Source organism: Curtobacterium sp. MCSS17_008, from assembly GCF_003234185.1.
GTDB lineage: Bacteria > Actinomycetota > Actinomycetes > Actinomycetales > Microbacteriaceae > Curtobacterium.
Genome location: NZ_QKSM01000013.1, coordinates 45404 through 63223 on the forward strand (window position 1 = coordinate 45404; position 17820 = coordinate 63223).

19 protein-coding genes and 1 tRNA gene are annotated in these 17820 nt (G+C 71.9%); 3 read left to right on the forward strand and 17 right to left on the reverse strand.

The genetic code is table 11. From position 1 onward, the window contains the following. Positions 1–112: 112 nt before the first annotated feature. Positions 113–1045 (forward strand): NAD(+)/NADH kinase, encoded by a 933-nt coding sequence (locus tag DEJ23_RS12465; RefSeq protein WP_111240577.1) that lies wholly within the window; start codon positions 113–115, stop codon positions 1043–1045. A gap of 143 nt (positions 1046–1188) precedes the next feature. Here DEJ23_RS12465 and DEJ23_RS12470 read toward each other — a convergent pair whose 3' ends face one another. The 15 genes from DEJ23_RS12470 to tilS all read right to left on the reverse strand — a co-directional run bounded on the left by DEJ23_RS12470 (position 1189) and on the right by tilS (position 14094). Next, entirely contained in the window at positions 1189–2259 is a 1071-nt protein-coding gene (locus DEJ23_RS12470; RefSeq protein ID WP_111240578.1) for a sigma-70 family RNA polymerase sigma factor, read from the reverse strand. A 348-nt stretch (positions 2260–2607) separates the two neighbouring features. After that, positions 2608–2739 carry a hypothetical protein gene (locus DEJ23_RS15975; RefSeq protein ID WP_258375509.1) on the reverse strand — a complete coding sequence of 44 codons (132 nt, stop codon included), beginning with the start codon at positions 2737–2739 and terminating at the stop codon, positions 2608–2610. 63 nt (positions 2740–2802) lie between these two features. Further along, a complete protein-coding gene (locus DEJ23_RS15785; protein ID WP_181429251.1) occupies positions 2803–2946 on the reverse strand; it encodes a hypothetical protein in 144 nt (47 codons plus the stop codon). Between the two features lie 55 nt (positions 2947–3001). Continuing rightward, positions 3002–3205, reverse strand: a complete 204-nt coding sequence (locus tag DEJ23_RS12475) for a hypothetical protein (protein ID WP_111240579.1) — start codon at positions 3203–3205, stop codon at positions 3002–3004. Between the two features lie 98 nt (positions 3206–3303). After that, entirely contained in the window at positions 3304–4839 is a 1536-nt protein-coding gene (gene lysS / locus DEJ23_RS12480; RefSeq protein WP_111240580.1) for a lysine--tRNA ligase, read from the reverse strand. Positions 4840–4918: 79 nt separating this feature from the next. Next, positions 4919–5611, reverse strand: coding sequence for a Rossmann-like and DUF2520 domain-containing protein (locus DEJ23_RS12485; RefSeq protein ID WP_375342277.1), 693 nt, complete (start codon positions 5609–5611; stop codon positions 4919–4921). Continuing rightward, positions 5608–7371, reverse strand: a complete 1764-nt coding sequence (locus DEJ23_RS12490; protein ID WP_111240581.1) for a PH domain-containing protein — start codon at positions 7369–7371, stop codon at positions 5608–5610. Before DEJ23_RS12490 ends, DEJ23_RS12485 begins: the two co-directional genes overlap by 4 nt. An 8-nt stretch (positions 7372–7379) precedes the next feature. Continuing rightward, positions 7380–7901, reverse strand: a complete 522-nt coding sequence (locus tag DEJ23_RS12495; RefSeq protein WP_111240582.1) for a PH domain-containing protein — start codon at positions 7899–7901, stop codon at positions 7380–7382. A gap of 22 nt (positions 7902–7923) precedes the next feature. Further along, a complete protein-coding gene (locus DEJ23_RS12500) occupies positions 7924–8412 on the reverse strand; it encodes a DUF3180 domain-containing protein (RefSeq protein WP_181429252.1) in 489 nt (162 codons plus the stop codon). After that, complete coding sequence (gene folK / locus DEJ23_RS12505; RefSeq protein WP_111240584.1) at positions 8409–8966, reverse strand: 2-amino-4-hydroxy-6-hydroxymethyldihydropteridine diphosphokinase; 558 nt, start codon at positions 8964–8966, stop codon at positions 8409–8411. Before folK ends, DEJ23_RS12500 begins: the two co-directional genes overlap by 4 nt. Beyond that, positions 8963–9352: a dihydroneopterin aldolase gene (gene folB / locus DEJ23_RS12510; RefSeq protein WP_111240585.1), complete on the reverse strand. Its 390-nt coding sequence runs from the start codon at positions 9350–9352 to the stop codon at positions 8963–8965. The genes folK and folB overlap by 4 nt, the downstream gene beginning before the upstream one ends. Continuing rightward, positions 9349–10350 (reverse strand): dihydropteroate synthase, encoded by a 1002-nt coding sequence (gene folP / locus DEJ23_RS12515; protein ID WP_220034233.1) that lies wholly within the window; start codon positions 10348–10350, stop codon positions 9349–9351. The genes folB and folP overlap by 4 nt, the downstream gene beginning before the upstream one ends. Positions 10351–10356: 6 nt before the next feature. Further along, entirely contained in the window at positions 10357–12345 is a 1989-nt protein-coding gene (gene ftsH / locus DEJ23_RS12520) for an ATP-dependent zinc metalloprotease FtsH (RefSeq protein WP_111240586.1), read from the reverse strand. Between the two features lie 168 nt (positions 12346–12513). Beyond that, a complete protein-coding gene (gene hpt, locus DEJ23_RS12525; protein WP_111240587.1) occupies positions 12514–13065 on the reverse strand; it encodes a hypoxanthine phosphoribosyltransferase in 552 nt (183 codons plus the stop codon). A 9-nt stretch (positions 13066–13074) separates the two neighbouring features. Continuing rightward, a complete protein-coding gene (gene tilS / locus DEJ23_RS12530) occupies positions 13075–14094 on the reverse strand; it encodes a tRNA lysidine(34) synthetase TilS (RefSeq protein ID WP_111240588.1) in 1020 nt (339 codons plus the stop codon). Positions 14095–14153: 59 nt separating this feature from the next. Between tilS and DEJ23_RS12535 the strand changes: the two genes are divergently transcribed. Next, complete coding sequence (locus tag DEJ23_RS12535) at positions 14154–14645, forward strand: inorganic diphosphatase (protein ID WP_111240589.1); 492 nt, start codon at positions 14154–14156, stop codon at positions 14643–14645. Between the two features lie 87 nt (positions 14646–14732). Here DEJ23_RS12535 and DEJ23_RS12540 read toward each other — a convergent pair whose 3' ends face one another. Both DEJ23_RS12540 and DEJ23_RS12545 read right to left on the reverse strand, forming a co-directional pair. Next, positions 14733–16190 carry an NlpC/P60 family protein gene (locus DEJ23_RS12540; RefSeq protein ID WP_111240590.1) on the reverse strand — a complete coding sequence of 486 codons (1458 nt, stop codon included), beginning with the start codon at positions 16188–16190 and terminating at the stop codon, positions 14733–14735. Positions 16191–16223: 33 nt separating this feature from the next. Then, positions 16224–17483 (reverse strand): M23 family metallopeptidase, encoded by a 1260-nt coding sequence (locus DEJ23_RS12545; RefSeq protein ID WP_111240591.1) that lies wholly within the window; start codon positions 17481–17483, stop codon positions 16224–16226. 255 nt (positions 17484–17738) lie between these two features. On the opposite strand from DEJ23_RS12545, the gene DEJ23_RS12550 reads away from it, so the two are divergent. Continuing rightward, positions 17739–17811: transfer RNA gene (locus DEJ23_RS12550), tRNA-Glu, on the forward strand. Positions 17812–17820 lie beyond the last annotated feature (9 nt).

Genomic DNA, 17820 nt, shown 5'->3' on the forward strand with positions numbered 1-17820 from the left:
CCGCAGGGCTGCCCCTGTTCGCCGTGGGCGTGACCTCTCTGTGCGCTCCGTGCGCTGCGCGCGTGCTCGGCTCCACCAGGGGCGCTTCGGGGGCTCCGGGTACGCTGCGCTCATGGAGCAGCCCGTCGTCGGCCTCGTCGTCCACCCCACCAAGAACGTGCAGGAGTCGATCGCGACCCTGCAGCGGTGGAACGCCTCCGGCCGTGGCCAGCTCGTCGCCCGGCGTGCCGACGCCCAGCGCATCGGCGGCGGTGTCGACGTGATCGGCGACGACGACTTCACGGAGCGGGTCGACCTCGTCGTCTCGCTCGGCGGCGACGGTACGATGCTCGGCGCGATGCGGCTCGTCGCGAAGCGCCCGGTGCCGGTGCTCGGGGTGAACTACGGCAACGTCGGGTTCCTCGTCGAGATCGAGCCGCCCGAGCTCGAGGCCGCCCTCGACCGCCTGTCCGCCGGCGAGTACCAGCTCGAACCGCACCACGCCCTCGAGGCGCGTCTGTCCTGGGGTGGTGCACGCACCGACTACCTGGCGTTCAACGACCTCACGATCGTGCGTCGACCCGGTGCCGGGCAGGTGTCCGCCGACCTCAGCGTGAACGGGCTCGGCTACGGCTACTACCGCGCCGACGCCATCGTCGCCGCGACGCCCGCCGGCTCCACCGCCTACAACTACGCCGCCGGCGGACCCGTGCTCTCCCCCGCCCTCTCCGGCTCGGTCGTGACCCCGGTCGCCCCGATGGCCGGCATCGACCGCGCCGTGGTGCTCGCCGCCCGGGAGCGCTACCGGTTCGACATCGCCGAGGGCACGCGGAGTGCGGCACTCGAGGTCGACGGGCTCGTCGTGGGCGAGGTCGCGACCGGGGCGCAGATCGACGTCCGGCTCCGGAAGGACGCCGGCAGCGTCGTGCGGCTGGACGCCGAGCGGCACGGGCGGACGGGCCGGGTGAAGCTCAGCCTGCTCGATCTGCCGGTTCGACCGGACCAGCTCATCGAGCTCATCCCGCAGGACCTGCGCCAGAAGCTCGGGCGCGAACTCGAGGACTGACCGGCGCAGCCGGCCCGGACAGACGAGTGGCCCGTCCAGGCAGTGCCTGGACGGGCCGTCCCATCACCCCACCGGACCGCCTTCCCACAGGACGGCCCGGTTCCCCGTGCCGACGCTCACGCGCCGGCCGAAGCCTGCTGACCTCAGTCGGTCAGGTACAGCTGCATGTCCTGGCCCACGGCCTTCGCGAACAGGCGCAGCTTCGCACGCGACTCCACCCGGCTGACCGCCTGGCGGGTCGTGTGGACGATCTTCGAGATCTCGTCGAGCGTCATCGGCTTGTCGTCGTCCAGGCCGTAGCGCATGCGGATGACGTTGGCCTCGTCGCTCGGCAGCTCGGCGACGATCGAGCGGATGTCGCGGTGCAGGAGCGTGGTCTCGGTGAGCTCGTTCGGGCTCGCGGCGTCCTCGTCCTCGATGAAGTCGCCGAGCTCGCTGTCGTCGGAGTCGCCGACCACGGTGTGGATCGACACCGGCTCGTGCGAGCGGCCCTTGAGGTCGAGGAGCTCCTCGGTGCTCATGCTGAGCTCCGCGGCGACCTCGTCGGGCATCGGCGCACGGCCGAGGTCCACGGTCAGGTCGCGCTCGGTGCGCGAGATCTTGTTGATGAGCTCCACGGTGTGCACCGGGATGCGGATCGTGCGTGCCTTGTCGGCGAGACCACGCGAGATCGCCTGGCGGATCCACCAGGTGGCGTAGGTCGAGAACTTGTAGCCCTGCGTGAAGTCGAACTTCTCGACGGCGCGGACCAGGCCGAGGTTGCCCTCCTGGATGACGTCCATGAACGGCAGGCCGCGCTGCGAGTAGCGCTTCGCGATGCTCACGACGAGGCGGAGGTTCGAGGTGATCATGCGCTCCTTGGCGCGCTCACCGTCGCGGACGAGCCAGCGCAGCTCACGCTGCAGCTTCTTGTCGATGCCGGACTCGGTGTTGAGCTTCTCCTCGGCGAACAGACCGACCTCGATGCGGCGGGCGATGTCCGCCTCCTCCTCGGCGGTCAGGAGCGAGAGGCGACCGATGTGGCGCAGGTAGTCGCCGACCTGGTCGACCGAGGCGCCGCGGACACCCGCGAGCTGCTCGTCGGCCTCGACCTCGGTGTCGAGCGTGGTGGTCTCCACCGCGGCGTCCGCGGTCTTCGCGGCGGCTGCCTTCTTGCTGCGGCGCGCGGTGGTGCCAGTGGTCGTCGTCTTCGGTGCTGCGGTCGCGATCGTCATGGTGACTCTCCCTGCGGTTCGACGGTGATGGCCTCGTTGGGGGGGTGCTGATGAGTAAAGCGGTCGCAAGGTGTACCCCACAAACCGATCGGATCGATTCCCAGGGAACACCGTGCTTCACCATCGGAACTGTCCCCCGCGGGGTACAGCCCCGAGGACAGCCTGCCCCCGCTCGATCCCCGAACACAAGGGGATGCCGCCGTGTTTCCGGTGTTTCGACCGTGTTTCGCAACCGCGGTCACCCATGTACCCCGCGCCGCTGCGCCTCGTGGACACGGAAAAGGGGTACGGCGTTCCGGATCGTCGTGATCCGGACTCCGTACCCCGAAGACCGAAGGGTGCTCGGTGTCACCAGGAGGGTTCGAGCCACCCGTCCCGTCGCTTGGAGGTCTCGAGGTCGGCGTCGCGGTCGAACTCGTCGTACTCGCTCTCGATGTCGCCGACGAGGCTGCGGCCGGTGAAGGCGTGCGTGATGGACATGCCGACGATGGTCACCCCGCGGGGCGACGCCGCGGTGAACGCGCGGTGACCGGGTGCGGACGCTCAGACGTCGATGTCGTCGTCGTCCTCGTCCGACCACACGGCGTCGCGCAGCGGGTCGGGCAGGACGGAGTGGCCGAAGGCGTCCTCGGGGTCGAGGTCCGCGGGTTCGGTCAGGTGCGCGGGGTCCGTCGGTCGTGCGTCCACGCACACGAGTGCACCACCCGACGGTGAACGGGCGGTGACGCGGTGCCGGCGGGGCTCACTCCGCCGACGTCGGCGCGGGTGCCGGTCGGCCGTGCTCGCGCTCGTAGCGGACGCGCTCCTCGGCCTCGACCTTCGCGTACGCCGCGCGCTCCGTGCGGTCCGCGCGCATGATCGCGCGCATCACGAACCAGAAGATGAGGCCGACGACGATGGTCGGCGTCACGGCGAAGATGATCCCGGTCACGACTCCCTCTGGCACCGGAGCATCGTACCGCGCCCCGCTGTGCCGGACGACGACGGACGGGAGGCGCGGTGCCGGCCGACACCGCGCCTCCCGTCCGTCGTCGGGTCGCGACCCTACTTCACGAGCGGGAACAGGATCGTCTCGCGGATCCCGAGACCGGTGATCGCCATGAGCAGGCGGTCGACGCCCATGCCCATGCCGCCCGACGGCGGCATCGCGTGCTCGAGCGCCCGCAGGAACTCCTCGTCGACGCGCATCGCCTCGGGGTCGCCGCCGGCCGCGAGCTTCGCCTGCTCGACGAAGCGCTCGCGCTGCACGACGGGGTCGACGAGCTCGGAGTACGCGGTCGCGAGCTCGAACCCGCGGACGTAGAGGTCCCACTTCTCGACGACGCCGGGTCGGGTGCGGTGCTCGCGGGTGAGCGGCGAGGTGTCGACCGGGAAGTTCATCACGAACGTCGGCGCGTGCAGGTCGTCCCCGTGGAAGTGCTCCCACAGCTCCTCGACGTACTTGCCGTGCGTGGCGTGCGCGACCTCGACACCCTCGGCCTCGGCGAGCGCGACCAGCTCGGACAGCGGGGTCTCCGGGGTGATCCCGCGCCCTGCGGCCTCGGACAGCGAGCCGTACATGTCCATGCGGGCCCACTCGCCACCGAGGTCGTACTCGGAGCCGTCGGCGAGCGTCACGACGAGGGAGCCGCCGGTCACCGCCTTCGCCGCGTTCTGCACGAGCTCCTGCGTCAGGTCGGCCATCTGCTCGTAGTTGCCGTACGCCTGGTACGCCTCGACCATCGCGAACTCGGGCGAGTGCGACGAGTCGGCTCCCTCGTTCCGGAAGTTGCGGTTGATCTCGAACACCCGGTCGATGCCGCCGACGACGGCGCGCTTGAGGAAGAGCTCCGGCGCGATGCGCAGGTAGAGGTCGGTGTCGAACGCGTTCGAGTGCGTGACGAAGGGCCGGGCCGAGGCACCGCCGTGCTGCGTCTGCAGCATCGGGGTCTCGACCTCCAGGTACTCGTGCCCGGTGAAGGTCTGGCGGAGGGACGCCATCACGGCGGCACGGGCACGGACGGTCTCGCGGGCCTGGTCGCGGACGATCAGGTCGAGGTACCGCTGACGGACCCGGGTCTCCTCGTTCAGCTCGTTGTGCAGGTTCGGCAGCGGCAGGATCGCCTTCGCCGCGATCGCCCAGTCGTCGACCATGATGCTCAGCTCGCCACGACGCGAGGAGATCACCCGACCGTGCACGAACACGTGGTCGCCGAGGTCGACGTACTCCTTCCAGCGCGCGAGCGACTCGTCGCCGACCTCGGCGAGGGACACCATCGCCTGGATGCGCGCGCCGTCGCCGGACTGCAGGGTCGCGAAGCAGAGCTTGCCGGTGTTGCGCGAGAACACGATGCGTCCGGCGACACCGACGACGTCCTGCGTCTCCTCGCCGGTCTCCAGGTGCGCGTACTGCTCGCGGACCGCCGGGATGGTGGTCGTGACCGGCAGCTCGGCCGGGTACGCCTCGATGCCGGCATCCAGGAGCTTCGCCCGCTTGTCGAGCCGCACCTGTCGCTGTTCGCTGGTCTCGGCGGCGGCGAGCTCCGCTGCGGAGGGGCCGTCGCCCGAGGGCTCGGTGGCGGGGGCGGTCTCGTCGGTCATGCTGGTGCGGCTCCGATGGGTCGTGGGGATGCGTCGATGGTACCGGGCGCACCGCTCCCGCCCGGAACCGGACGGACCGCTACAGGGCGGCCTGGCCGTCGGCCGCGGCGAGGGCGTTGTCGACCGCCGAGCGGACGAGCGCGCCGAGCACCCGGCCGGGGTGCTCCACCCCGATGCCGGAGAGCGTGCCCGCGGACTGGTCGACGATCGCGGTCGAGAAGGACACCGCGGCCCGCACCGCATCGGCGTACGCGGGGCGGTCCTGCTCGCTGACGACGAAGGGTTCGGCACCCATCTCGACGACGAGCGCCTGGGCGATGGGGAGCACCGGTGCAGGCGCGGTCACGGCGCAGTACGCGTCGCGGAGCCGGGCGAGGTCGACGCTCGTCCCGGTGAACGCCATCGCGGGGTGGATCGCAAGTGGGATCGCCCCGGCCGACAGCGCCGGCCGGAGCACCTCGACGCCGTGGTCCGGGCTCGTGTGCACGACGAGTTGTCCCGGCTGCCAGATGCCGGCGTCCGCCAGGCCCTGCACGAGCGGTGCGAGCTGGTCGTCCGGCACCGCGAGCAGCACGAGTTCGCTCCGCTCGACCAGGTCCGGGGTCGCGAGGACGGGTGCGCCCGGCAGCATCGCCTCGGCGCGGTCCCGCCCGGCGTCGGACACCGCGGTCACGCCGACGACGGCGTGCTCCGCGTTCGCGAGCGCGGCCCCGAGGACGGGCCCGACCTTCCCCGCGCCGACGATGCCGACGCCGAGTCGCCCCGCCCTCACCGCGCGGTTCCGGGGGGCGGCACGTCGGACCAGCGGACGGGAGGATCGGGGCGCGTCCCCGCGTCGGCCTGCCACGTGCCCGTGGGAGCCGTTGCAGCGGCGGGCGCGTCCGACGGACCGTCCGGCGCATGCGTGGCGGGGGCGCGTCGAGCCTCCCGTTCGCGCCACCGGTGGGAGGTGTCGACGGCGGCCGCCTCGACGGCGCGGTGCGCGGTGTCCGCCCAGAGCCGCTGCGCGTCGTGCGCGTCGAGCGCCCCGACCCGGGCGGACACCGGGCCGGCGACGGTGTGCACGTGCACCGACGCGAGCCGGAGCACGCGCTCGAGCGGCCCCTGCTCGACCTTGACGCTCTGCACGCGCGGCAGCGGGACGATCACGAGCGACCGCCACACCGCACCGAGCCGGAGCAGCACCGCGCCCGGTACGAAGCGGTAGCCGTTGCGTCGGAACGCGAACGGCCGGAGCCACGCGCCGCGGCCGGGCGAGTGCACGAAGCCACCGCGGTCCCCGGTCGTGGTGAGGCTGTCGTCCACGACGTTCACCGCCTCGGACGAGCCCTCGCGGAGTTCCTCCCGCGACGCCCTGGGACCGGCGACCGCGGTGCCGACGAGGCCGGGGAGGATGATGTCGAGCACCTGACGGACGTCCTCGGCGCGGCCGACGGGCAGCACGATCGAGGACACCTGCTGGTTGTTCGACGCCCCGTTGCCGGCGTTCGTCGCGCGGTTGATGCGGACGTCCCACCAGCCGAACGGGCGCCACAGCAGCGGCTGCGCGACGCTCACGGCGTGGATGCGGCCGGGCGGCAGCGTCTCGTTCGAGGTGGACACGAGCCCGAAGCCGATGCGGATGCCGTCGCGGGTCTCGGCGATCGTGTACTGCAGCGACCGCGAGAACTTCCGGACGGTGTACCCGCCGGCACCGATCACCACCGGGAACAGTCCGATCAGGATGCCGTACTCACCGGTGACCGCGATGCTGACGATCATCGCCGCGATGACCACCAGGAAGAACACCGTCGTGCCGGAGAGCAGCATCGACGCGATGAGCCGGCCCGGGTGCACCTTGACGATGCGGGTCGCGTGCACGGCCGCGGGGTCGAGCTCCGGCGAGAAGAGCTCGCCGACGCGGTCCTGCAGCACGCCGTTCGACGACCGCTCCGTCGTCCGCTCGTCGTCCTGCGCGCCCGAGGCCAGGACGAGGATGCGCTGCCGCAGGTCGTCCGCGGCCTTCGCCCCGAGGTAGGCGAGCTGGACGTTCGCGTCGTTGCCCGCCTGCGCGATCTCGAGCTTCGCGGTGCCGAAGATCCGCGGGACCACGGGCCGCGAGATGTTGATGCCCTGGATCCGGTCGAGCCGGGCCTTGCGGTGGCTGCGGAACAGGACGCCGGACCGGACCTCGACCACGTCACCGGTGACGCGGAACTCGTGCATCCGCCAGGAGACGTAGAAGGACCCGATGAGCACGACGAGCAGCACCGCGATGCCGAGGAGCACCCAACCCACGGCGCCGTGCTCCCACACGTAGCGGACCGGGTCGCCGTCGTCCCGCGGTCCCCCGCCGGGCACGAAGAACTCGACGAGCTGGTCGCGCAGGTTGTTCACGACGTACCCGAGGACCACGATGAGGAAGATGCCGCCCTTGAGCAGCGGCGTCAACGGGTGCAGGCGGTGCCACTCGCCGTCGGTGAGCGGTGCCGCGGCGGCCGCGTTGCCCTGCCGCGGCGGGGCGGGCGGCGGCGGCCCGGGTCGGAACGTCATCACCGCTCCTAGAGCCCGGCGCGACGGGACTCGGCGAGCTCGACGAGCCGGTCGCGCAGCTCGTCGGCGTCGGCGGCGGGGATGCCGGGGATCCGGACGTTCGTCGCGGCCGCGGCGGTGACGAACTTCAGCTCGCTGAGCCCGAGGACCCGGTCGAGCGGCCCGCGGTTGACGTCGACGAGCTGCATGCGTCCGTACGGCACGGCGGTGAACCGCTGCCACATCAGCCCGCGGCGCAGCACCAGGTCGTCGTCGCGCAGGGCGTAGCCGATGGCGCGGACGCGACGGGGCGTCAGGACGGCGGTGACCAGCGCGATGAGGGCGACCACGATCGCGACGCAGCTCCAGATCGTGCCGGCCGCGCCGTCGAAGCCGCCGAACAGCACCGCGAAGAGCACGCACCCGGCGGTCACGACCACGCCGACGACGATCGTGCTGACGAGTTCGGTCCACACGAGCTTCGACGAGACCCGTGTCCAGGTCGTCCCGGTCAGGCCGAGGCCCGGCTCGTCCAGTCGTTCGAGCGGCATCACGGCCTCCTGCGGTCGTCGGTCAGTTCGCCGCGGTCCCGCCCCTCGGCAGATCGTCATCGTCGTCGCCCGGTGGCGGCGCCATGCACATGTGCTCGGCGACGAGCGCGCACACCACGAGCACGAGACCGCCCCCGACCGCGACGGCGTTCGGCAGGACCGAGCCTAGCGGGGGCAGGGCCGACCTGGTCAGGAGGTACACGACGAGCCCGGCGGCGAACGCACCGAACAGCGCGCCCGCGATGCTCGAGGCCTTCGCGAGCACGACGACCCGCGTCGCGTACAGGGGGTCGACGGCGTGCTGGCGGGTGGCGCCGTCGCGGGCGTGCCGACGGACGGGTCGGGCCATCGCGACGACCGCGACGCCGATCAGGGCGAGCGTCACGCCGAGGGGCGTCGAGAGCAGCAGGGTGGGTTCCTGGCGCGAGGCGAGGACCGCGTCGAGGGCGAACCCGGCGACGGCGGCGACCAGCGCGACGCTGATCAGGGTGGAGGCACGGGTGGGCTTCACGCGGCGGACTCCGTTCCGGTGCTGTCCGTCCCGGAGGCGCCGCTCGCTGCCGCGAACAGGCGCGGCTCGTCGATCCGCTCCGTGTCGTCGCCGAGCGCGTCGAGCAGGTCGGCGACGCGTCCGACACCCGGCAGCACGGCGTCCGGGTCGGCGTCGAGCCACGGCGCGAGCACGAACGCCCGCTCCCCCGCGCGCGGGTGCGGGACCGTCAGGGTCGCGGTGTCGAGCCGGAGGTCGTCGATCGCCACGACGTCCAGGTCGAGCGTCCGGTCGCCCCAGCGGACCTCACGGGTACGGCCGTGGTCGTCCTCGATGCGGTGCAGGGCGTCGAGGAGCTCCTGCGGTGCCAGGTCGGTGTCCACCACGACCACGCCGTTCCGGTAGCGCGGCTTCGTGTCGTCCAGCCCGTCCAGCGTCAGGGCGACGGACTCGACCTCACGGCTCGACGCCACCGGTCGGACACCGGGCACGGCCGTGATCGCCCGGGCCGCGGCGCGCAGGGTGCTCCCGCGGTCGCCGAGGTTCGCGCCCAGGGCGATGACCACCCGGCTCACTCTTCTTCCTCGTGCAGCAGCGCGCCGCCGCGGGCACGACGGATCGTGATCGACACGTCGGTGAACGGCACGGTGATCGGCGCCTGCGGCTTGTGCACGGTGACCTCGGTCGCCAGGGCCGCTCGGTGCGTCAGGACCGCGGCGGCGATGCGCTCGGCGACGGTCTCGATGAGGTCGACCGGGTCGCGCTCGATCTCGGCGACGACCTGCTCGGCGAGCACTCCGTAGTGCACGGTGTCGGCCAGGTCGTCGCTGCCCGAGGCCGCGGCGGCGTCGACCTCGACCGCGACGTCGACGACGAAGTCCTGGCCGTCGGCGCGCTCGTGGTCGAAGACGCCGTGGTGTCCGCGGGCACGGACGCCGGTCAGTCGGATGGTGTCCCTCATGTTCGCGCTGCCCTCCAGGCATCCCAGACGTCGAGCACGGCACGGGTCGGTGCCGGGTCGTGCACGCGGACGCCCCATGCACCGCGTTCGGCGGCGAGCAGGCTGATCGCCGCCGTGGCGAGGTCGCGCTCCGCCGGCGGGGCGCCGGCGGCGCTGCCCACCCCGTCGAGGAACCGTTTGCGCGAGGCGGCGACGAGCACGGGCAGCCCGATCGACGCGAACCGTTCGTACCCGGCCAGGATCTCCCAGTTCTGGGCGCCACGCTTGGCGAACCCCAGACCCGGGTCGATGACGACCTGTTCCTCGCGGACGCCCAGGACGATGAGCTCGGCGACGCGGAGCTCGACCTCGCGCCGGACCTCCTCCACGGCGTGGGTGTACTCGGCGTTCCGGTACATGCGGTCGCTGTGGCCGCGCCAGTGCATCACCACGAAACCGGTGCCGGTGTCGCGCACGAGGCGGACCATGTCCGGGTCGGCCAGTCCGCCGGAGACGTCGTTGACGATGGCGGCCCCGGCCTCGAGCGCACGCTCCGCCGTTGCGGCGTTCATCGTGTCGACGCTGACGGCGATGCCCTCGGACACGAGCTGACGGACAACCGGCAGCACGCGTTCCTGTTCGACCTCCAGCGGTACGCGCTCCGCACCGGGTCGGGTGGACTCACCGCCGACGTCGACCAGGTCGGCCCCGGCGGTGACGAGGTCACGGGCGTGTGCGACCGCGGCGTCCACCGCGAGGTGCAGGCCGCCGTCGCTGAACGAGTCCGGCGTGACGTTGAGGATCCCCATCACCCGGGTGCGGTCGTCCGTGGCGGGACGCTCGGCACCGTCGCGGTCACGCCGACGGCCGGTCACGATCTCCGGCACCGGTGCTGGTGCGCGGAGGTCGATCGCGACCGTCGGCGGTCCCGCGGCGGCGGTCCTGGCCCGTCGTTCGGCAGCGGCGGCCTGGCTCACCTCGGCGAGCCGGCGCGCGCGTCTCGTCGGCAGCTCGGTCATGCCGGGCTAGGCGGGGGCGATACCCGGGTTGCCGAACGGGCGGCGACGGGGCTTCGACGACGACTCCGGCTCACCCTGCTCCGCCGCGGTCGACGCGGCCTTGCCCGGGTACGAGATCGCCGGCAGGTTCGACACCGGGCGGCTGTCGCTCGAGAGCCACTGCGGGCGCTCCGGGAGCTTGCGGACGTCCTTGAAGATCTCGACGAGCTCCGGCGCGTCCAGCGTCTCCTTCTCGAGGAGCTCGCCGGCCAGGCGGTCGAGGATGTCGCGGTTGTCGTTGAGCACCTGGTAGGCCTCGTCGTGCGCGGCCTCGAGCAGGGCACGCGTCTCGGCGTCGACCGTCTCAGCGATGTTCTCCGAGTAGTCGCGACCGCTGCTGCCGCCCATCTCGCGGCCGACGAAGGGCTCGCTCGAGCCCGAGCCGAGCTTGACGGAACCGACGGCACGGCTCATGCCGTACTCGGTCACCATCTTCCGCGCGGTGGAGGTCGCCTTCTCGATGTCGTTCGACGCACCCGTGGTCGGGTCGTGGAACACGATCTCCTCGGCGACGCGGCCGCCCATGGCGTAGGTGAGCTGGTCGAGCAGCTCGTTGCGCGTCACGGAGTACTTGTCCTCGAGCGGGAGCACCATCGTGTAGCCGAGGGCGCGACCGCGGGGCAGGATCGTGATCTTCGTGACCGGGTCGGTGTGGCGCATCGCGGCGGCGGCCAGGGCGTGACCGCCCTCGTGGTACGCCGTGATGAGCTTCTCCTGGTCGGACATGATCCGCGTGCGGCGCTGCGGACCGGCCATGACGCGGTCCACCGCCTCGTCCAGGGCACGGTTGTCGATGAGCTGCGCGTTCGAGCGGGCCGTCAGCAGCGCGGCCTCGTTGAGGACGTTCGCCAGGTCGGCACCGGTGAAGCCGGGGGTCTTGCGGGCGAGCAGCTCGAGGTCGACGCTCGCGGCGAGCGGCTTGCCCTTCGCGTGCACCTCGAGGATCTGCTTGCGGCCGCCGAGCGACGGGGCGTCGACGCCGATCTGGCGGTCGAAGCGGCCCGGACGCAGGAGCGCGGGGTCGAGGACGTCGGGACGGTTGGTCGCGGCGATGAGGATGACGTTGGTCTTGCCGTCGAAGCCGTCCATCTCGACGAGCAGCTGGTTCAGCGTCTGCTCGCGCTCGTCGTTGCCGCCACCGATGCCGGCGCCGCGGTGACGACCGACCGCGTCGATCTCGTCGATGAAGACGATCGCGGGGGCGTTCTGCTTGGCCTGCTCGAACAGGTCACGGACACGGCTCGCACCGACACCCACGAACATCTCGACGAAGTCCGAACCGGAGATCGAGTAGAACGGCACGCCCGCCTCGCCGGCGACGGCTCGTGCGAGCAGGGTCTTGCCGGTACCGGGAGGGCCGTACAGCAGCACGCCCTTCGGGATCTTCGCGCCGACGGCCTGGAACTTCGCCGGCTCCTGCAGGAACTCCTTGATCTCGTGGAGTTCCTCGATCGCCTCGTCGGAACCCGCGACGTCGGCGAACGTGACCTGCGGGTTCTCCTTGTTGTTCATCTTCGCGCGCGACTTGCCGAACTGCATCACCTTCGAGCCGCCGCCCTGGGCGCTCGACAGGAGGAACCAGAACAGGGCGCCGATGATGAGGAACGGCAGGATGATGCCGAGCAGCGACAGGAACCAGTTGCCCTGGTTCACGATGTCGTTGTACCCGTCGGGCAGGTTCGCGTCGTTGACGGCCTGGATGACCTCGTCGCCGCGCGGCGTGGAGTAGAAGAACTGCTCCTTCGCGTTGCCGTCCTTGAGGGTCAGGTCGACGCGCTGCTCGGTCGAGTTGACGACCACGGACGAGACCTTGCCGTCGGCGAGCTGCTCGAGACCCTTCTGGGTGTCGATCTGCTGCGTGCCGGACTGCGCGATCACGCTCCAGCCGATGAAGATGCCGACCAGCGCGATGAGCACGTAGAGGTACGGGCCGCGGAAGATGCGCTTGAAGTTCATGTGATCCGGGCGCGGAGGCCCGACACCTTTCTCTGCCGGAGTTGCGTGGAGGTCAGCATACGGCGGCGACTCTGTGGCGAGAATGGGTGTCCTCTGCGGGCGAACTCCACCAGAGCCAGGAGACCGCCGTGCGAGCCGTCCGGTCGCTCGGACGGCCCCGTCCGTCCGTCAGGAGTAGACGTGCGGCGCGAGCACGCCGATTCCGCGCAGGTTCCGGTAGCGCTCGTCGAAGTCGAGGCCGTAGCCGACCACGAAGGCGTCCGGGATCTCGAAGCCGGCGTACTTCACGTCGACCTCGACCTTGGCGGCCTCGGGTTTGCGGAGCAGCGCGACGATCTCGACGCTCGCGGCGCCGCGGGACTCGAGGTTCTGCTTGAGCCAGGACAGCGTCAGGCCGGAGTCGATGATGTCCTCGACGATGATGACGTCACGACCGTGCAGGTCGGTGTCGAGGTCCTTGAGGATCCGCACCACGCCGGACGACTTCGTGCCGGAGCCGTACGACGACACCGCCATCCAGTCCATGCGCGCCTGCATCTTGAGGTGCCGCGAGAAGTCCGCCATCACCATGACGGCGCCCTTCAGCACGCCGACGAGCAGCGGGTCCTTGCCCGCGTAGTCGCGGTCGACCGCCGCGGCGAGTTCGGCGAGCTTCTCGTCGATCTGCTCGGGGGTGAAGAGCACTTCGGACAGGTCTGCCTGGACGTCGGAGAGTTCCACCAGAGCACTCTAACGGGCGGCGAACGCGATGCGCTCGCCCTCCCGCGACGCCCGGACACCGGGCAGGTCGACGGGTCCCTGGCCGTGCCAGTCGGTGACGAGCCGGCAGACCTCGAGCGTCTGCGTCCGGGACAGCGTCACGCAGAACTCCCCCTCGACGGCCAGGCGGACGAGTCGCTGCCGGAGTGCGGGCGGGTTCGCCTGCAGCTCGGGCACGGACAGGGAGATGCCCGCCTCGGAGTGCTCTGCGAGGTCCTCGGCCATCTCCTCGGCGAAGTGGTCGAGTGCCGCGGCGTCCTCGCGGAGCTGCTCGGCCGTGCGCGCGAGGGCCTCGGGCACCCCGGCGCCGAGCTCGCGCTCGAGGGCCGGCATGAGCGCGTTCCGGACCCGCACCCGCGCGTACGCGGGGTCGTCGTTCTGCGGGTCGTCCCACGGTACGAGCCCGGCGGCGGCGCACGCCTGCCGCGTCGTGTGCCGGCGCACGCCGAGCAGCGGACGACCGTAGGCCGGTCCGACCGTCCGCTGCGCCAACGGCGGCATGCCGGACAGCGCGTCGGGCCCGCTGCCGCGCAGCAGGCCCAGCAGGACCGTCTCGGCCTGGTCGTCGAGGGTGTGTCCGAACAGCACCAGGGGCGACCCCGTGTCGGCGGCGACCTGTGCGATCGCGGCGTGCCGTGCCTCCCGGGCGGCGCCCTCCGGACCCCCGTCGGAGCCGACGGCCACCCGACGGGCCGTCACCGGGTCGAGACCCAGCGACGCGGCCGTCCGGGAGGCGCGGCTCGCCACCGCCTCGCTGCCCGCCTGGAGCGCGTGGTCGACGACCACCGCGCCGGCCCGCAGGTCCTGCTTCGGCGCCTCGAACGCGGTGGCGGCGGCGAGCGCCAGCGAGTCGGCTCCGCCGCTCAGCGCGACCGTGACCAGGTCACCGGCCGAGACGACACCCTGCTGCAGCGCGTCGGCGAGCAGCGCGCGCACGGCGCGACGGGTCTCGGCGGTGGCGGGGTCCAACCGGGGACGCGGGGAGTTCACCCGGTAACGTTAGCCGCGCTCACCGAGCGACCGACAGATCCACTGGAACAGGAGTGCACATGGCCGCGTACGACGTCGTCATCGAGATCCCCAAGGGCAGCCGCAACAAGTACGAGGTCGACCACGAGACCGGTCGCGTCTACCTCGACCGCGTGCTCTTCACCGCGTTCGTCTACCCGACCGACTACGGCTTCTTCGAGAAGACCCTCGCCGACGACGGCGACCCCGTGGACGCGCTCGTGCTGCTCGAGTACCCGCTGCACCCGGGTGTCGGCGTCAAGGTCCGCCCGGTCGGCGTCTTCAAGATGACCGACGAGGCCGGCAGCGACGCCAAGATCATCTGCGTCCCGGCCAAGGACCCGCGCTGGCAGCACATCCAGGACATCTCGGACGTGCCGCAGGGCCAGAAGGACGAGATCGCGCACTTCTTCGAGCGCTACAAGGACCTCGAGCCGAACAAGTGGGTCAAGACCGAGGGCTGGGGCGACGTCGCCGAGGCCGAGGCGATCGTGCAGGCCGGTCAGGCCGCGTACGTCCCCGCTGGTCACTGACGCCCGTACACACGACGACGGCGCCCGCGCTCCCCTCGGGGAGTGCGGGCGCCGTCGTGCTCGTGGGGCGGACGGGCCGCGTCCTCGCTAGACCGAGCCGCTGGGGCGGGCGACGTACGGCAGGAGCTGGTTCGGCAGCCAGATGCTGCGCTCGACCACGCCGACGCCGGGGCGGGCGGCCTCGACCATGGTGCCGTAGCTCGTGACGATGCTGTCGTGGTAGGCGCCGGAGACGCTGCCGTTGGACGAGTAGAAGAGGATGTCGCCGGGCTGGCGCTGCGACAGCGGGACGAGCCGGCCGATCGACGCGAAGTGGTTGTACTGCCAGACGACGTTGTGGCCCCCGGTGGCGATGCCCTGCGAGTTGTAGGCCATCATCACCAGGCCGGAGCAGTCCCAGCTGCCCGGTCCGGCACCACCGAGCAGGTACGGCTTGCCGAGCTGGGCGCGCGCGTAGGCGATGGCGCCGGCGGCCTTCGAGGGGCTCGACACCGGCTTCGGGACCGGGGCCGGTGCCGGGGCGGGGGCGGGGGCCGGTGCGGGAGCCGGTGCAGGGCGCGACGGCGTCGTGCTCGGTCGTGACGGCGTCGTGCTCGGTCGTGACGGGGTCGTGCTCGGTCGTGACGGGGTCGTGCTCGGCTGGTCCGTGCCGGGGCGGTCCGTGCTCGGCTGGTCCGTGCTCGGCCGCGCGGGCACCGAAGGCGAGGACGGGTCGGCGCTGGCGCCGGAACCACGCGCAGGTGCGTCGCCGCGGCTGGCTGCGGCCTCACGTGCCGCGAGCTGCCGCTCCGCGCGCTTCGCCTGCTGCGCGTTCCAGTAGGCCGTCTCGGTGGCCTTGCTCGTGCCCTTGAGGAACGCGAGCTGCTCGAGGACCTCGGACTGCTGCTCCTGCTGCTGCTGGACCCGGGTCCGGGCCGAGGCCGACGCCGCGTTCGCCTGGTCCAGCGTGCGCTCCGACGTCGCGGTGGCTGCGGCCAGGGCCTTCGTCGCGGCGGACTGCTGCGCGGCGATCGCCTCGACCGTGTTCTGGTCGGTCTGCGCCTGCTCGAGCACCCGCGCCGACCGCTCGGACAGGTGCGAGGCGGTGCCGACGCGGTAGAGCAGGTCCTTCGCGTCGGACGCGCCGACGAGCATCGAGGTCGACAGGTCACCACCGCCCGTGCGGGACAGCTCGACGACGAGCCCGGCGACCTGTGCCGCCGACTCGTCCGCCTTCTGCTCGGCCCGCTCCGCCTGCGCCGTGAGGTCGTCGAGGTCGTCCTTCGCCGCCTGCTGCTGCGACACCGCCATCGCGTAGTCCTGCGCGGCCTGGAGCTCGGAGACCTCGGCGCTGTCCGCGGCGTCCTGCAGGGCCTGGAGCCGGTCGGCCAGCTCGTCGACCGTCGCCTGGGCCTCGGCGGTGTCCGCCTTCGCCTCGCGCACGTCGTCCCAGCTCGGGGCCGACGGCGCAGCCTGCGCGGGACCGGCGACGACGACCGACAGGCCGATGCCGAGGACGGCCACGGCCGCCGTGCAGCCGGACAGGGTGCGGGAGGAGGGCTTCATGTCGTGCTCAGGGCCTCTCGACGGCGCTGTTGCTCATACCGAGATCCCCCGCGCTGCCATGAAGGGGACCGGGTCGACGGCAGAACCGTTCACCCGGGTCTCGAAGTGGAGGTGGCACCCCGTCGACCAGCCGGTGGAGCCGATCTTCGCGATCTGCTGCCCGGCCTCGACGTGCTGCCCGACGGAGACGAGGATGCCGCCGTCGACGATGTGCCCGTAGGCGGTGGAGATGCCGCCGCCGTTGTCGAGCACGACCTCGTTGCCGTAGCCGCCGCCGTTCGCCGCGAACGTCACCGTGCCCGAGTGCGCCGCGTAGATCGGGGCGTAGCAGGCGGGCGCGAGGTCGACGCCGGCGTGCAGTGCCCGGTAGTGCGTGTAGGGGTCGACGCGGTAGCCGTAGGGGCTCGTCTGGTAGCCGCCCGAGGGGCGTACCCAACCGGAGGAGTTCGGCGTGCCGCCACCGGCGCCGCCCTGGTTGGTGGCCGCCGCCTTCTCGGCCTCTGCCGCGAGGGCTGCCTGACGCGCCTCCTCGGCCGCGACGCCCTTGTCGTAGGCGGCCTCGACGTCCTTCGCGTTCGTGGTGAGCAGCGTGAGCTGCGCCTCGAGCCGCGCCTTGTTGTCGGCCTGGGCATCGACCGCGGACTGCGCGCGGTCCGCGGCGGCCTGGGCCGCCTGCATCTTCGCCTGGGCCGCGTCGGCGAGGTCCCCGAGGGCCTCCTCCGCCTGCTCGGCTCGGTCGGCGAGCCCCTGCGCGACGCCGCGGTCCTGCGAGGCCTGCGAGTAGATGCCGTCGGCCTGCTCGGACAGCTTGGACATCGCACCGAGCTCGTAGAGCAGGTCGCCCGAGTCCGACGGGTGCGTGAGGATGTCCGTCGTGACGTCGTTCGCACTCGCCCGACCGAGCTGCGCGGCGAGCTGCCCGGCCTGCTCCTCGGAGCGCTGTGCGGTGCGCTCGGCGTCGTCCGCCTGGCCCTGCAGCGACCGCTGCTCGAGCGTCGCGGCGTCGTACTTCGTCTGCGCGTCCTGGTAGACGGTGCCGGCGGCCTCGGCCGAAGCCTGCGCGGCGGACGCCTTCGACGTCAGGTCCTCGAGCAGCGCCTCGATCTGACGCACCTTGGCCTGCTGGGTGTCCTTCGACGCCTTGGCCTGCTCGACGTCCGACCAGCTCGGGTAACTCGCGGCGGCGGCGGCGGAGACCGGTCCGACGGCCACCAGGGCGCCGGCGGTGAGCACGACGGCGACCGCCGCGGCGAGTGCGCGGCGGCGGGGAGCGGAGGAGGAAGCAGTCGACATTGTCTCGATTTCGTAACAGCCCGGCATGGCTCACGCGCGGAGCGCTGTTGACAACCGCAACAGTAACAACAGGGGTCACAGCGCGGACACCCCCGAGTTGGGGTCTCGCGCCGCCCACGACGGGCGAACCGGGGAGCGATCCGGGGCTCGTCAACGCAGCGCGACACGCCAGGGATGCACGTTCCCGGTCCTCGATTTGTGCATCGCGCAGGGCATCCGTATGCTTGTCCATCGGTAGCGCACGGCGCAGCTTGCGGCCCTATCGTTTAGTGGCCTAGGACACCGCCCTTTCACGGCGGCAGCACGGGTTCGAATCCCGTTGGGGTCACTCCACGTG

Bases quoted from the DNA above. Each gene is read 5' to 3' on its own strand.
- DEJ23_RS12495 (WP_111240582.1), bottom strand. From the start codon at position 7,901: ATGCCGCTCGAACGACTGGACGAGCCGGGCCTCGGCCTGACCGGGACG.
- folB (WP_111240585.1), bottom strand. From the start codon at position 9,352: ATGAGGGACACCATCCGACTGACCGGCGTCCGTGCCCGCGGACACCAC.
- lysS (WP_111240580.1), bottom strand. From the start codon at position 4,839: ATGACCGACGAGACCGCCCCCGCCACCGAGCCCTCGGGCGACGGCCCC.
- DEJ23_RS12465 (WP_111240577.1), top strand. From the start codon at position 113: ATGGAGCAGCCCGTCGTCGGCCTCGTCGTCCACCCCACCAAGAACGTG.
- DEJ23_RS12545 (WP_111240591.1), bottom strand. From the start codon at position 17,483: ATGTCGACTGCTTCCTCCTCCGCTCCCCGCCGCCGCGCACTCGCCGCG.
- DEJ23_RS12535 (WP_111240589.1), top strand. From the start codon at position 14,154: ATGGCCGCGTACGACGTCGTCATCGAGATCCCCAAGGGCAGCCGCAAC.
- ftsH (WP_111240586.1), bottom strand. From the start codon at position 12,345: ATGAACTTCAAGCGCATCTTCCGCGGCCCGTACCTCTACGTGCTCATC.
- folP (WP_220034233.1), bottom strand. From the start codon at position 10,350: ATGACCGAGCTGCCGACGAGACGCGCGCGCCGGCTCGCCGAGGTGAGC.
- DEJ23_RS15975 (WP_258375509.1), bottom strand. From the start codon at position 2,739: ATGTCCATCACGCACGCCTTCACCGGCCGCAGCCTCGTCGGCGACATC.
- DEJ23_RS12470 (WP_111240578.1), bottom strand. From the start codon at position 2,259: ATGACGATCGCGACCGCAGCACCGAAGACGACGACCACTGGCACCACC.
- DEJ23_RS12490 (WP_111240581.1), bottom strand. From the start codon at position 7,371: ATGACGTTCCGACCCGGGCCGCCGCCGCCCGCCCCGCCGCGGCAGGGC.
- DEJ23_RS12540 (WP_111240590.1), bottom strand. From the start codon at position 16,190: ATGAAGCCCTCCTCCCGCACCCTGTCCGGCTGCACGGCGGCCGTGGCC.